Genomic DNA, 13,708 nt, shown 5'->3' on the forward strand with positions numbered 1-13,708 from the left:
AAACGCTTCATCTTGAATCATTAGAGCGTATTGATAAATTGAGTAACTTCTTCTTTTGTTTTGCGGTCTTTATTCACAAAACGTCCAGTTTCGATTCCGTTTTCAAAAGCCACAAAACTTGGAATCCCAAAAATAGCCAAGTCTCCACATAAATCGATAAATTCATCGCGATCCACCTGCACAAATGTAAAGTCTGCATGTTCATTTTCGATTTCAGGCATCAAAGGTTTAATGAACACACAATCACCACACCAATCTGCTGTGAAAAAGAAAATTGTTTTTCCGCTATTCTTCAATGTTTCAAATTCTGCAAGTGATTTTAATTCTCTCATATTGTCACCTCTTTTTTATAAACTAGTTATTTTTCATGATTGTTTCATAGGTACTGCGATCCATTGTACGAGCAATTTGTAATACCATTTCTTTAGCTGCTGCGTAATCATCAATGTGGAACATTGTTTGATGTGTGTGAATATAACGCGCGCACACGCCAATAACAGCACTTGGAACACCATTATTTGAAATATGAGCTGCACCTGCATCCGTACCACCTTTTGATACAAAATACTGGTAAGGAATATGATTGGTTTCAGCTGTATCCAATAAAAACTCACGCATCCCTTTTAAGGTAATCATACCTGGGTCAAAGATTCTCAATAAGAAACCTTCACCAAGATGACCATATTTAGATTTATCTCCAGTTAAATCATCTGCTGCTGAACAATCCACTGCAAAGAATAGGTCTGGTTTAAATTGGTGAACAGCACCTTTTGTTCCACGTAAGCCAACTTCTTCTTGAACATTTGCTCCTGCAATCAATGTATTCGGTAAATCTTCGCCTTGTAACTCTTTTAAGGCTTCAATCACAACTGTACAGCCATAACGATTATCCCAAGCTTTGCTTAGAATTTTTTTCCCATTTGCCATTTTAACCGTTTCTGTTAATGGAACGATTGCATCTCCTGGACGCACGCCAAAGCTCATCGCTTCGTCTTTTGAGTCAAAACCAGCATCAAATAAAATATCTGCAACTTCTGGTGCTCCTGCTTTTCCATTTGTACCTCTTAGTAAGTGTGGGGGTACTGAAGAAGAAACGCACGGATAATCTCCCTTAGCAGTTTGTAGTGTAAAGCGTTGCGCTGAAACGACATAAGGATTCCATCCACCTAAAGGAACCACTCTAAATAAACCTTGTTCTGTAATATTAGCAACCATAAACCCAACTTCGTCCATATGAGCAGCTAACATGATTCTTGGAGCTTGTTCGATTTTACTACGACGGATACCAAAAATACCGCCTAAACCATCTTGAACGACTTCATCAACTAAAGGGGTCAACTCTTTTCTCATAACCTCTCTTACATTGTGCTCAAAGCCACTGGTGCCTTGTAATTCAGTCATTTTTTTAACTAACGAAAATGTTTCTTCATTCATGTGTATACTCACAAATAAATAAACTTTCTTTTTATTTGTGATCTACCCTCCTTTAGATATTTGATTTACCTTCTTTATTATATCGCATTTCTATAAAGATTTTAACTGGTTCGGGATTAATTTTATAAAATCATCATAAAAGTGATTTTTATTTGTTTTTTTAGTGGATTCAATTATCTTTTTTTGCGGAAAATGGTATACTAAAAACAGTAATCATTTGATTGGAGGATATATATCATGACTTCTAAAAACTCATTTAATACTTACGCGGTTGTGGGCGGGCTTATTTTTGGAGCTGGTTTGACATGCGGGTATAAAATCGCAAGCTTAATGAAAAAAAATAAAACCATTCACGGGGACGAAATTTTAACGATGGTCAAAAAAGCTTTTCTTGAAGAGGGACCAATTGAAGGGTCTTGGATTGAATTAAAAAAAGTGCCTCTTAGAAAATTCGCCTTTAAAACAGATGTTTATTATGGCGGTATTTCTAGGATGGAAGAAGATACTTTAGTCCAATATGAGTTTATTGCAGATGCATACACAGGCTCAATTTTAGATTTGTACCGTGTTTAACTTAATAAGTAAGTTTAAAAGCAATGAAGCTAAATTTCATTGCTTTTTTTAATAATCTTTAAAAATCAAGCGTACTGTAGCTGTCGTATCTTGTCCCTCAAATTTTACCTCTCCATTGTATTTTGTAGTAATTTTTTGCATGTTTTTCCAACCAAATCCGTGATTTAATTGATCTTTTTTACTTGTATTAAAAGGGTCAATTTTTTTATTTGAGACACTATTCTTGATTAAAATAATCAGATACCCATTTTTCACTTTAAATTGAACGGTAATTTTTTTTTGATCATTTGCTATTTTATTAACTGCTTCAATCGCATTATCGAAGGCATTTCCTAAACAAATAGCGACATCTTTTTCATTCACATGCTGAAATTCAATGGGGAATACTGATAAATCCAATTGAATACTGTGCTCTTTACAACGTTCTTCCAAATGAAGAATCATGCTATCAATCATCACATTATCTGTAAAAATTGTTTGATAATCATCTATTTTAGTTAATTCTAATTCTGAAAAATAGTGCTCTAGCTGTTGATAATGACCCTTTTTAAGTAAGTGTTGCATGATAATCAACTGATTTTTTAGGTCGTGTTTAATTCCTCTGATTTCATTTTGATTGGCTAGAATTTTTAATTGTGTTTGTTTTTGATAATAAAGTTGTTCATTTAATGTATTGTTCTCAAATTCAACTTTATATTGTTTTTCCAACTTCTCTAATAATTGTAAGACAAAATAACTACCAAGTACCATTACTAAAATTGACCCAACTGAAAGCAAACGAAAAATCGGATTATTTTCTAAGTAGACGACAAGCAAAGAATTGTACACTAATATAATCGTAATCATGACTAATAACGTCGTGACGCTGCTATGCACATACAGAGCCTTATCCTTGTATTTCTTTTTTAGTACAGCTAACTGAATAAAATAAAATTGCATGATATCGCTACATAAGTAGAAAAAAACATGTTTAAGCGAGTCAACTTGATCAAAAGTACTTGAAACGACATACAATCCACTTGAAATATGACTAACACTGCTTTCCACTATAATTGTAATTAAGCAATAAAGTAAAATATAAAAAGATTTTCGACTGCCCTTAAAAAAACGGCTACTAATAAATAAACTCGTTGTTAAGGCAATAAAATACGTCATCACAGAAAATTGCTCAAAGTACGTAACCGTTAAATCTTGACAAAAAAAGAGTAGAAATAACACTAAAAATTTCTTTTTAGGTTTTCCAACTAGTCGACTAAAAAAATAGTAAACTAAAAAAGCTTCAGCTATTGCTTCAAAAACATCTGAATAACCCCAATTTTGAGAAACCCAATCGATAAACTCAACCATAACTATCACCATCCTGTGATAAATAATCAAAGAAAGCGGCTTTAAATGATTTGGCATTTCCTTTACTGACAGGAATCACTGAACCGTCCTCTAAAATCAAATGATCTTTTTTTAATTCTTTCACAAATTCTAGCTGTACTAAATAGGATTGATGGGGCCTAAAAAAATTTTTCTTTGCTAAGCTCGCGGCTAATTCCCCCATTTTCCCATACATTCTATCGACTTCTTGATTGCTATAAAAATAAAGTTTTCGTTGCTTACTTTCAATATACGTAATATCTTTCAATAAGATTTTTTTTTGCCCAAATTTTGTTGAAATTGTAAGAACTTCTTCTTTCCGCTTGCCTGCAATCAGCTCCAACAACTCATTCAGTTGACCTTGTTCTATGGGTTTAAGTAGATACCGCAGTGCATTTACTTGATACCCTTCGATAGCGTACTCCATTAAACTTGTTAAAAAAATCAATTCTACTTGTTGATCCATTTCTCGAATTTTTTTTGCAACCTCCATGCCATTTACACCTTCTAATTTAATATCTAAAAAAACGACATCAAAACGATGGCTGGAATATCGGTAAATCTCCATTAATTCTTCGCCACTTTTAAACCATTCAATCATTAATTTTTTGTGACATTGTTCTTGGTAATTGTTTAATTGTTTCAGCAACATTTGTTGATATAACTCTTCATCTTCGCAAATTGCAATATTCATAGAACACACACCCTTCGTACCATTCATTCCAATTATTACATTTGAAGGTCAAATTACAACCATTCGGAACATTTATTAACTTTTTCTTTATAAATTTAACTCACCTTTCAAGGTGTACTATAAAGGAGTGGTTTAATGGACAAAGAAAAAAAAGAACAACACAATTATGCAATTATACTTTTGCTAATGTTACTAGCAGCGATTAGTTTACTAGCGATTTATGCCGCAACAGATACCTGGAATTATGTGATTTTACAAACTTTTTGGTACTTTATTAGTATTATTGTCATTTTCATTTTGATGAAGTTTGATGCAGAAGTATTATGGAAAATTGCCCCACTAACTTATTTGTTAGGTATTTTATGTTTAATCGCTGTTTTATTTTTTGGGGTCACAATTGGTGGCGCAAAACGTTGGTTAAATTTTGGAATTATGAATTTTCAGACTTCAGAAGTGATGAAAATTGCCTTTATTTTAATGTTATCAAGGTGTGTGACTCAACACAATTTTAAAAATATCAAAAGAACAATTCAATCAGATTTGCTGTTGCTTTTAAAGATTGTAGCTATCAGTATTCCTCCAGTAGTATTGGTTATGTTACAGCCAGATTTGGGAACCACAATCGTTTTTTTAGCCATCATTAGTGGGATCACTCTTTTATCAGGTATTTCTTGGAAAATCCTACTCCCTTTATTTTCAACCTTTGTTGGGATTATTACTACGCTATTCTATTTGGTTTTATTTAATCGACCGATTCTTTATCGTTTTGGATTTCACAGCTATCAATTTGATCGAGTTGATGTTTGGCTTGAACCTTATAAGGATATTTCGGGCGATTCTTATCAAACCATTCAAAGTATGAAAGCAATTGGTTCTGGACAAATCACTGGAAAAGGTTTGGGAATTTCAGAAGTTCACGTGCCCGAAAACCATACTGATTTTATTTTTACTGCTATTGGTGAAAATTTTGGATTTGTAGGCGGTGGTATCTTGTTACTAATTTACTTTTTATTGATTTATCGCTTGGTGGTTACATGCTTTTTAACGAAAAGTGAATTTTATACGTATATTGTCACAGGGGTTTTAATGCTAATTTGTTTTCATATTTTTGAAAACATTGGCATGACGATTGGCATCTTGCCCGTTACCGGTATTCCGTTGCCTTTTATTAGTTACGGTGGCTCTTCTTTGTTGGGTAATATGGCGGCTGTAGGTTTAGTTTTATCCATGAACAAGCACAACCGCGAGTATGTATTCTCGACAAATCATAAAAAATGGCATTTTTTGACATAGTTAGTTGTCCTAGGAGGTTTACATGAAAAAAACAAATCGTTTCTTTTTATTGATTTATTTTTTGCTACTTTGTTTCGGTATTTTAATGGTTTATTCAGCAAGTAGCGATAGCGCTCAAACAAATACTGGAAGCAGTATCACTTATTTTAGAAATCAGGGAATCTATGCAATTGTTGGAATTCTTTCACTGTTTTTCGTAAGCAAATTAAAAAAATCCTTTCTTGTTCATCCAAACTTATTAAAGACCCTTCTTACTGGAATGTTTGCCTTGTTAGGTTTTGTTCTTTTAACTGGCAAAATAAACGGAGCCAGTCGCTGGATCAATATTGGCTTTTTTAATATTCAACCTGTTGAGCTAGCTAAGATTATTTTGATTTGGTACACTGCCTTTATTCTTTCAAAAAAACAAAAACAGTTAACAAGTAATTGGGTGCAAGTTATTTGGGCGCCTTTGATTGTTTTAAGTTTGGTCGGAATGTTATTATTTCTTCAGCCTGATACAGGCAGTGTTTTGATTTTAGCTGGGATTGTTCTGGTACAAATTTTTGCATCTGGGATTCCTTTTTATTTAGGGGTGTTAAGTTCACTCTTTATCTGCTCCGTGATGTCCGGTTATATTTTCTTAGTCAGCCGTTACGGAACCTCTGTAATAGGCATGTCTGCTTATCGATTCGATCGCTTTAAAGCTTTTTGGTCACCTTTTGAATTAGAAAATGGTGCAGGTCATCAACTGGTGAATTCTTACTATGCGCTAGATCGCGGTGGACTGTTTGGCGTCGGTTTAGGAAAAAGTGTTCAAAAAACAGGTTATCTGCCTGAACCACACACTGATTTTATTTTAGCGGTGATTGGAGAAGAGCTAGGCCTACTAGGAATTATTTTTGTTTTAACCTTACTTTTCAGTTTAATCTTATGGGTATTCTACTTAGGTATCAAGTTGAAAGATCCTTTCGCATCCTTACTATGTATTGGTGTCGGAATGATGTTTTTAATTCAAAGTTGCATCAATATTGGCGGTGTCACTGGGTGGCTTCCCATTAGTGGGGTAACTTTACCTTTTGTTAGCTACGGTGGCTCTAGCTTGATTATTTCCTCAATTGCGATTGGTTTAGTTTTAAATGTTAGCGATACTTTTCGCGCTGTTAAAACCTAACTTTATAGTATATAAATAAGGCTTTGGTTGACTAGTTTGTTTGTTTAATGAACCAAAATTTATAAAAAACCAGACAAAAGATAACACTATCTTTTGTCTGGTTTTTAGATTGCTTTTATTTTTTAGGAAAACTGGCTACAACTCTGTATATACGTTGTCCACGATTTGAGAATTTTTCTTCATACTCAGTCATTACATTGCCTTCAAAATCACTTTCATGTAAATTCAACCAAACTTTTTCAATCAACATGCCATATTTTGAAAAGCTATGAAGTGAATATTCAAATAAGCCTTGATTATCTGTTTTAAAATGAATTTCACCTTGTGGAATCAATATTTCCTCATAGCCAACTAAGAAATCATGATACATCAAACGACGTTTTTCGTGCTTTGTTTTAGGCCATGGGTCTGAAAAATTCAAGTAAACTTGACTCACTTCGCCCTTTGCAAAGTATTGTGTTAAGGCTCCACCATTTACATGAAGCAATTGTAGATTTGGTAAGTCTTCAGCAATTAATTTATCAAGTGCTACTACTACGACACTCATTTGCAGTTCAATTCCGATGTAGTTGATTTCTGGATGAAGTTTGGCCATTTCAGTAACAAAACGTCCTTTTCCAGTTCCAACTTCAATGTGAATAGGATTATTATTACCAAAACGTTCCTTCCAACGTCCTTGCCATTTTTCAGGTGTATCTACCACGTATTGGGGATAATTTGCAATTTTTGCAGGTGCTCCTGGTTTATTTCTTAAACGCATTTAATTCTCCTCTTTCGCTTCTATAATTATTATTGGGTTAAAAAACAGAATTCTCTTCAGTAAAAAGAAGAGAATTCCATTGCTAAGCTTCTTTAGTGCTTTGATAAATAGCTTGTAAAGTTAAAATATCTTGATTCATCTCGTGAAAACGCGATTGATAATGATGACGTTTTGTCTGTTGTAAAAAATTAATAAGTGCATACCACTCAATTCGTTTGATAACTTCATCTGTTACGACAGTTCCATAGTTTTCTAACCATTCCCGCCAGCTTTCTTTAGGTACATATTGACACAACAACATGCTTAAATCCATTGCTGGATCAGCCAAAACAGCCATATCCCAGTCTACTAAATACAATCGATTCTCATCAGATAGCAACCAATTTTTACGGTAAATATCCCCATGGCATACTTGTGGTTTTACAGATTCCATTTGAGATACTTCCTGAGTTAGTTTAGCTAAAATTTCTTTTAATAAGGGATGAATCGCTAAGTCATGCGGCAAAGCCATTTTATATGAACGTAATAATTTTTCTGGTGACACTTCTTCTCCACCAACACGATACAGCATCTTACGCAGCGTTTCTGAGTGATGAATTTTATATAATAATTTTGCAACGCTTGGTGAAGACATCTCTTCACTTGCCAAGGTACGACCATTTAGCCATTCTTGAGCCGTTAAAACATCTCCGTTACCGATGCGTTTCGTCCAAACAAGTCTAGGGGTAATACCTTCGACAGAAAGTGCAGCTAAAAAAGGCGAAGAATTTCGCTTCAAAAAAAGCTTTTCTTCTGCTCTAATTCCCATATATGCTTGGCCAGTATCTCCACCAACTGGAAGCAATTTCCATCCTGTATCTATTTCAAAATCCATCTTAATCATTCCCTAACTTAAATTAACGAACTTACGTACTAGAGCCAAAAATGATAGACATCAATAAGACATCTATCATTCTATTCACTCCTTATTTTAGGTTGCTTCTGCTTCTACGTCAAGCATATATACACTGTTTTACCAAAAAAAATAAAAAAAGCTTGAAAACTCACATTTTCATCTCTAAAAAATGAGTTTTTCTAAGCTAATTTTAACGAATTTAATTCGTATTTTCTTGAACAACTTTTATTTTTGATTTTGGTGCTTCATCTCGAACAAACAAACTGAGTATCAAACCAATTAATGAAAAGATTCCGACTACGAAAAAGACAGCTTGAAAACCACTTAGCGAAGCTAACTGCGGGCTTCCTTTATGAGCTGCTGCTGCACTATTTGATACCATCATCATGATGACAACAAATAGTGCCGTTCCCATTGAACCAGCTAACTGTCGTTGAGTATTAAACATCGCACTTGCATGTCCTGCCATTGATAAGGGAACCGCATTAAAAGCACCTGTTTGAAGAGGCATTAAAGTCAAAGCAATTCCTAATGAACGAACTAGCTGAATCCCAATAATTGTTGAAATAGATGATGTTAATGTTAAACGTCCGATCATAAAAGTAGTAACTGTTATTAAAAACAGTCCTGTAATAGCTAATATTTTTCCTCCGTATCGATCAAATAAGCGCCCAGTAATAGGGCTCATTACAGCGATGACGATTGAACCTGGCAGTAAAATCATACCTGATTTCATAGGGTCGAAACCACGAATACTTTGGAAGTAAATTGGAAATAAAATAATCCCACCATACATTCCAGCCAAAATAATAAAGGAAATGATCACATTTAATCTAAAGCCTCGGAATTTAAATACCTTAAAATTGAGCAAAGGGTGCTCTGAAGCATTGCATCGTTTAATTAGTAATAAAATAGAAGCAATACCGACTAGCAGGACACCTCCAACATTGATACTAAAGAAATCATAAGAAGCCGCATTGCTGAAACCAAATAGCAAGCCACCAAATCCTAATGTAGAGTAAACGACACTTAACCAGTCTAAACGAGGCTTTCCAACCTCACTCACATTTTTCAGAACAAAGTATGCTACAACTACATCAAGAATTGCAAATGGTAAAATAAAGTAAAAAAGCATATTCCAACTGTAATTTTGAACAACCCAACCGGAAAAGGTAGGACCAATTGCTGGCGCGAAGTTCATGGCAAGTCCAATTAATCCCATTGCGGAACCTCTTTTTTCAATTGGAAACATATACAGAACCACAATCGTTTGTAATGGTAAGACAATTCCAGCTCCAATTGCTTGAATCATTCTTCCACCAATCAATACCCAATAGACACTAGAAGTTGCCGCAATCAATGTTCCTATTGTAAAACAAATCATGGCAAATAAGTAAAGCTGCCTTGTTGTAAATCGTTCAACTAAGTAAGCCGTAATTGGAATCATAATCCCATTAATCAGCATATAGGATGTGGTTAACCATTGACCACCTACTGCTGTAATCGAGAATTCTTTCATAATACTTGGGAGCGCTGTGCTCATCAAGGTTTGGTTTAATATTGTTACAAATGTCCCCATAATAATAACGCCTAAAATCGTTACAATATGGGATTTTTGATGCTCATGTTCCACATCGATTCCCCCAATCATCATTTGATTTGCGATGTAGATTTTAATTAAACAGCTTTAAAATACCAACCGTTTTTTTATAATTTCAACGAACCTTTATTGGACTAGTTAGAAATAATCAAACTTCCACATCACAAAAGACGCTACTCTGGATAGAGCTAGCGCCTTGTTTGCTTTTATAATCGTATCATAAATTTCTCATGCAATCAATAGTTAGATATTTATCGAACTTTCCCACAAACTTCTTCAACTGCTTTTACATATAAATCTTGAAGTTGCTTCACAACAGGTCCTCGTTTGCCATCATTCACTTTAACCCCATCAATTTCAACAATTGGCATTGCTTCAATCGTTGTACTTGATGAAAAGACTTCATCCGCATTTTTCAATTGTTCTAATGTAAAGGCTTCTTCTTTAACTGGAATACCTGCTTTTCTAGCAACATCTAATAAGACAATTTTAGTGATTCCTGGTAACACTAAATTGCCATCTGGATGAGTATAAATGACGCCATCTTTGACCATCCACATATTTGTCGAAGCTCCTTCAGTGACAATACCATCACGATGCTGTATTGCTTCTTCTGCTCCAACTTTGTGGGCTTCATGCTTAGCCATTACATTTCCCAGCAAACTAATTGATTTAATATCACAGTGCAACCAACGCATATCAGGCAACGTAATCACTGAAATACCACGATCCATTTTTGCTTGATCTCTTGGGACTTTAGTAGTTGACGCCGTAAAAACAGCGGGCACTTTTATTGGATCTGGGTAAGAGTGGTCTCTTGGAATCGCAATTCCTCTTGTTACTTGGAAGTAAATATTGCCAGTTTCAATTTCATTTTCTTTCATTAACTTGTATAGGCGTTCTTTTAATTCATTTTTAGTGAAGGGAAGGACTAAGTCAATTTTTTTAGCTCCTGTAAAGAGACGGTCAATATGTTCGTCAGCTGTAAAAAAAGTGCCATTATATGCACGAATAACTTCATATAACCCATCACCAAATTGATAGCCTCTATCTTCCATATCAATTTTCACTTCATTGCGTTCTACTATTTTATCATCCAATAAGACTTTCATAATTAGTCCCCTCTCAATACACATTCATCTATTTTGAAGCTATCATATCAAAAATCACCCTGCAACGCACGTCATTTATCTGAAAATTCAAAAAATCTTAAACTTTTAGGTGGTTCCGCGTTCAATTAATTTAAATTCAAGCTTATGCAACGGTAATTCTTTATGTTTTAATTGATTGTACAGTTTAAAAAAAGCATTCTCTGCTTGTAAGTGCATGGGATAATCTATGGTTGTTAAATTAAATAGTTCAGAAATAAAAGTGTTGTCAAACCCTATAATTGCGACTTGATTAGGAACAACGATTTCTAATTCTCTTGCTTCTGCTAAAAAGCCCACCGCTACATTATCTGTTGGAAATAAAACTGCCGTTGGAGGCGTTGTTTCCTTTACCCACCATTGAGCAATTTTTCTCCCATCATTTGAGCTATGCAAATCATAAATAATATCGTCTAGCTTAGGATCAAGTTGCTTTTCGAGACAGAAATCGTACCATGCTTTTACTCGTGCGACTGTATTGAGACTTTTTTCAATGCCAAAAAAGGGTTTGATTTTACGATGACCTTTTTCATACAAATGATACAGCCCTAATTTGAACCCTTCATAATGATCCATAAAAATAGTATCAATTTTTGTTGATTGAACTCTTTGCCAAGTCACAATGGGTCCATATTTACTGTATTTTTCAAGTACTTCCCATTCATTTGAGCGAACAATATGAAAAACGCCATCAATTTGTTTTTGTTTTAATTTTTGAAAAGCTTCCACTTCACTTTTTTTATCATAATCTGTCAATAATAAAGTCACTTGGTAGCCATATTTTTTAGCAATTGTTGCAAAACTACTTAGAAAAATGGTAAGCACATCTGAAAAGTCTGGTGATACAATGCCAATATTCTTGGTTTCACCGTTTTTTAAATAAATGGCATTCTGATTGGGTGTGTAATCAAGTTCGTCAATAATTTTTTGAACTTTTTTTCTAGTTTCTTCTTTTACATAGCCATTATTGGAAATCACTCGTGAAACAGTTGATCTTGAAACCTCAGCTAGCTTTGCAATTTCATTAATATTCGACATGCTAGCTCACTCCTTTTTGTTCGATTCATTACATATTGTAGCATTATTTAACTGGAATTTCAGAGAAGATTTTATTTTTATTTGACATGGGATGCATCTCATAGTTTATGCTAAGAGAAATAAATGAATTGAGGTGCTTTTTAATGTCAAATACAAAATCTATTTTCCCAAAAAACTTCTTGTGGGGTGGTTCTACGGCAGCAAATCAGCTGGAAGGCGCTTATTTGGAAGATGGCAGAGGCTTGTCTGTTGCAGATGCCTTACCTGGTGGAAAAGACCGCTTCAAAATCGTAGCAAGTCCTGACTTTAATTTTGAGCTTGATGAATCTAAATATGTCTACCCAAACCATAAAGGAATCGACCATTATCACCGCTACAAAGAAGATATCGCGTTATTTGCTAAAATGGGCTTCAAAGTCTACCGCTTATCTATTGCCTGGTCACGTATTTTTCCAAATGGTGATGAGACCACACCTAACGAAGCTGGTTTAGCCTTTTATGATAACATTTTTGATGAATGCTTAAAATACGGAATTGAACCTGTTGTGACAATTTCTCATTATGAAATGCCGTTACACTTAGCTAAAGAATATGGTGGCTGGGGCAATCGCAAATTAGTTGATTTTTATGAGCGCTATGCAAAAGTTGTTTTAGAGCGTTACCATACAAAAGTAAAGTATTGGATGACATTTAACGAAATTAATAGTGCGTTGCATTTCCCAGTGATGAGTCAAGGATTGGTAATGAAAACTGGCGCAGGTAGCAAGCAAACCATTTATCAAGGATTGCACCATCAATTTTTAGCAAGCAGTAAGGCTGTCAAAATTGCTCATGACTTAAATCCTGATTTAGAGGTTGGCTGTATGATTATTTATGCAACCACATATGCTTACGACTCAAATCCAATCAATCATTTAAAAGCTTTAGAGTACAATCAAGCCTTTAATTTTTATTGTGCAGACGTTCAAGCCAAAGGAGAATATCCTCATTACGCCAAACGTATCTGGAAAGAAGAAAATGTTACTTTAGATATTCATGATGGCGATTTAGAGTTATTAAAAGCATATCCTGTCGATTATGTTGGGTTTAGCTACTATATGTCTACTGTTGTGACGACTGACGAAGACGTTATGGCAAAATCTGAAGGGAATTTATTGTCTGGCGTTAGCAATCCTTTCTTAGAAGCTTCTGAATGGGGCTGGCAAATTGATCCACTTGGCTTGCGTTTGGCTTTAAATGAATTGTATGGTCGTTATCAGAAACCATTGTTCATTGTTGAAAATGGCTTAGGAGCAAAAGACGTTCTTGATGAAAATAATTTTGTTGAAGATGATTATCGCATCGACTATCTAAGAAGTCATATTGAAGCAATGGGTGAAGCTATTGGTGATGGAGTTGATTTAATGGGATACACTCCTTGGGGCTGTATTGACTTAGTCAGCGCTTCTACAGGTGAAATGTCTAAACGTTACGGATTCATTTACGTTGATCTTGACGACAATATTGAAGGCTCTGGAGATCGTTATGAGAAGAAATCCTTTAATTGGTATAAAAAAGTCATTGAAACTAATGGCTCTGACTTAGCTTAATTTTAACTGAATAAATAGGCTCAATTACAAAAATTAAACAATCTATTTAGTAAAAAAGAAAGAAACGAGAATTCAGTTGAATTTTCGTTTCTTTCTTTTTTATTTAAAATCAGCTAAAGCGATTATTTCCCCTCAATCGCTAACATTCTCCACAATCATCTCACTT

General features: G+C 34.5%; 13 protein-coding genes. 4 read left to right on the forward strand and 9 right to left on the reverse strand.

Annotated features, from left to right (window positions below):
* Positions 1 to 20 precede the first annotated feature (20 nt).
* Both BR52_RS06455 and pepA read right to left on the reverse strand, forming a co-directional pair.
* Positions 21 to 332, reverse strand: a complete 312-nt coding sequence (locus BR52_RS06455; protein WP_034570533.1) for a thioredoxin family protein — start codon at positions 330 to 332, stop codon at positions 21 to 23.
* Positions 333 to 354: 22 nt separating this feature from the next.
* A complete protein-coding gene (gene pepA / locus BR52_RS06460; RefSeq protein ID WP_034570536.1) occupies positions 355 to 1,434 on the reverse strand; it encodes a glutamyl aminopeptidase in 1,080 nt (359 codons plus the stop codon).
* 237 nt (positions 1,435 to 1,671) lie between these two features.
* On the opposite strand from pepA, the gene BR52_RS06465 reads away from it, so the two are divergent.
* The gene (locus BR52_RS06465; protein WP_034570539.1) at positions 1,672 to 2,007 is read left to right on the forward strand and encodes a PepSY domain-containing protein; all 336 of its coding nucleotides are present in this window, start codon (positions 1,672 to 1,674) and stop codon (positions 2,005 to 2,007) included.
* 48 nt (positions 2,008 to 2,055) lie between these two features.
* Here BR52_RS06465 and BR52_RS06470 read toward each other — a convergent pair whose 3' ends face one another.
* Both BR52_RS06470 and BR52_RS06475 read right to left on the reverse strand, forming a co-directional pair.
* A complete protein-coding gene (locus tag BR52_RS06470) occupies positions 2,056 to 3,354 on the reverse strand; it encodes a sensor histidine kinase (RefSeq protein WP_034570542.1) in 1,299 nt (432 codons plus the stop codon).
* Complete coding sequence (locus tag BR52_RS06475; protein ID WP_034570545.1) at positions 3,347 to 4,066, reverse strand: LytR/AlgR family response regulator transcription factor; 720 nt, start codon at positions 4,064 to 4,066, stop codon at positions 3,347 to 3,349. The genes BR52_RS06470 and BR52_RS06475 overlap by 8 nt, the downstream gene beginning before the upstream one ends.
* Positions 4,067 to 4,201: 135 nt before the next feature.
* Here BR52_RS06475 and rodA point away from each other — a divergent pair, with 135 nt between their 5' ends.
* Positions 4,202 to 5,359 (forward strand): rod shape-determining protein RodA, encoded by a 1,158-nt coding sequence (rodA, locus tag BR52_RS06480; protein WP_034570548.1) that lies wholly within the window; start codon positions 4,202 to 4,204, stop codon positions 5,357 to 5,359.
* Positions 5,360 to 5,381: 22 nt separating this feature from the next.
* Positions 5,382 to 6,512, forward strand: a complete 1,131-nt coding sequence (locus BR52_RS06485; protein WP_034570551.1) for an FtsW/RodA/SpoVE family cell cycle protein — start codon at positions 5,382 to 5,384, stop codon at positions 6,510 to 6,512.
* A gap of 115 nt (positions 6,513 to 6,627) precedes the next feature.
* Here the strand turns inward: BR52_RS06485 and trmB are convergent, their stop codons facing one another.
* The 5 genes from trmB to BR52_RS06510 all read right to left on the reverse strand — a co-directional run bounded on the left by trmB (position 6,628) and on the right by BR52_RS06510 (position 11,953).
* On the reverse strand, positions 6,628 to 7,272 hold the full coding sequence (gene trmB / locus BR52_RS06490; protein WP_034570554.1) for a tRNA (guanosine(46)-N7)-methyltransferase TrmB: 645 nt from the start codon (positions 7,270 to 7,272) through the stop codon (positions 6,628 to 6,630).
* An 82-nt stretch (positions 7,273 to 7,354) separates the two neighbouring features.
* Positions 7,355 to 8,146, reverse strand: a complete 792-nt coding sequence (locus BR52_RS06495; protein ID WP_034570557.1) for a phosphotransferase family protein — start codon at positions 8,144 to 8,146, stop codon at positions 7,355 to 7,357.
* A gap of 220 nt (positions 8,147 to 8,366) precedes the next feature.
* Entirely contained in the window at positions 8,367 to 9,800 is a 1,434-nt protein-coding gene (locus tag BR52_RS06500; RefSeq protein ID WP_034570560.1) for an MDR family MFS transporter, read from the reverse strand.
* Positions 9,801 to 10,018: 218 nt separating this feature from the next.
* Entirely contained in the window at positions 10,019 to 10,879 is an 861-nt protein-coding gene (gene dat / locus BR52_RS06505; protein WP_034570563.1) for a D-amino-acid transaminase, read from the reverse strand.
* A 105-nt stretch (positions 10,880 to 10,984) separates the two neighbouring features.
* Positions 10,985 to 11,953 carry a LacI family DNA-binding transcriptional regulator gene (locus BR52_RS06510; RefSeq protein ID WP_034570566.1) on the reverse strand — a complete coding sequence of 323 codons (969 nt, stop codon included), beginning with the start codon at positions 11,951 to 11,953 and terminating at the stop codon, positions 10,985 to 10,987.
* Between the two features lie 143 nt (positions 11,954 to 12,096).
* Between BR52_RS06510 and BR52_RS06515 the strand changes: the two genes are divergently transcribed.
* Complete coding sequence (locus BR52_RS06515) at positions 12,097 to 13,542, forward strand: glycoside hydrolase family 1 protein (protein WP_034570569.1); 1,446 nt, start codon at positions 12,097 to 12,099, stop codon at positions 13,540 to 13,542.
* Positions 13,543 to 13,708: the final 166 nt, after the last annotated feature.

Origin of the sequence: Carnobacterium divergens DSM 20623, from assembly GCF_000744255.1 — a bacterium.
GTDB lineage: Bacteria > Bacillota > Bacilli > Lactobacillales > Carnobacteriaceae > Carnobacterium > Carnobacterium divergens.

Excerpts from the sequence above, each read along its gene's own strand:
- BR52_RS06515 (WP_034570569.1), top strand. The coding sequence starts at position 12,097 with ATGTCAAATACAAAATCTATTTTCCCAAAAAACTTCTTGTGGGGTGGT.
- BR52_RS06510 (WP_034570566.1), bottom strand. The coding sequence starts at position 11,953 with ATGTCGAATATTAATGAAATTGCAAAGCTAGCTGAGGTTTCAAGATCA.
- BR52_RS06470 (WP_034570542.1), bottom strand. The coding sequence starts at position 3,354 with ATGGTTGAGTTTATCGATTGGGTTTCTCAAAATTGGGGTTATTCAGAT.
- BR52_RS06495 (WP_034570557.1), bottom strand. The coding sequence starts at position 8,146 with ATGGATTTTGAAATAGATACAGGATGGAAATTGCTTCCAGTTGGTGGA.
- BR52_RS06475 (WP_034570545.1), bottom strand. The coding sequence starts at position 4,066 with ATGAATATTGCAATTTGCGAAGATGAAGAGTTATATCAACAAATGTTG.
- BR52_RS06455 (WP_034570533.1), bottom strand. The coding sequence starts at position 332 with ATGAGAGAATTAAAATCACTTGCAGAATTTGAAACATTGAAGAATAGC.
- pepA (WP_034570536.1), bottom strand. The coding sequence starts at position 1,434 with ATGAATGAAGAAACATTTTCGTTAGTTAAAAAAATGACTGAATTACAA.
- dat (WP_034570563.1), bottom strand. The coding sequence starts at position 10,879 with ATGAAAGTCTTATTGGATGATAAAATAGTAGAACGCAATGAAGTGAAA.
- rodA (WP_034570548.1), top strand. The coding sequence starts at position 4,202 with ATGGACAAAGAAAAAAAAGAACAACACAATTATGCAATTATACTTTTG.
- BR52_RS06485 (WP_034570551.1), top strand. The coding sequence starts at position 5,382 with ATGAAAAAAACAAATCGTTTCTTTTTATTGATTTATTTTTTGCTACTT.
- BR52_RS06465 (WP_034570539.1), top strand. The coding sequence starts at position 1,672 with ATGACTTCTAAAAACTCATTTAATACTTACGCGGTTGTGGGCGGGCTT.
- trmB (WP_034570554.1), bottom strand. The coding sequence starts at position 7,272 with ATGCGTTTAAGAAATAAACCAGGAGCACCTGCAAAAATTGCAAATTAT.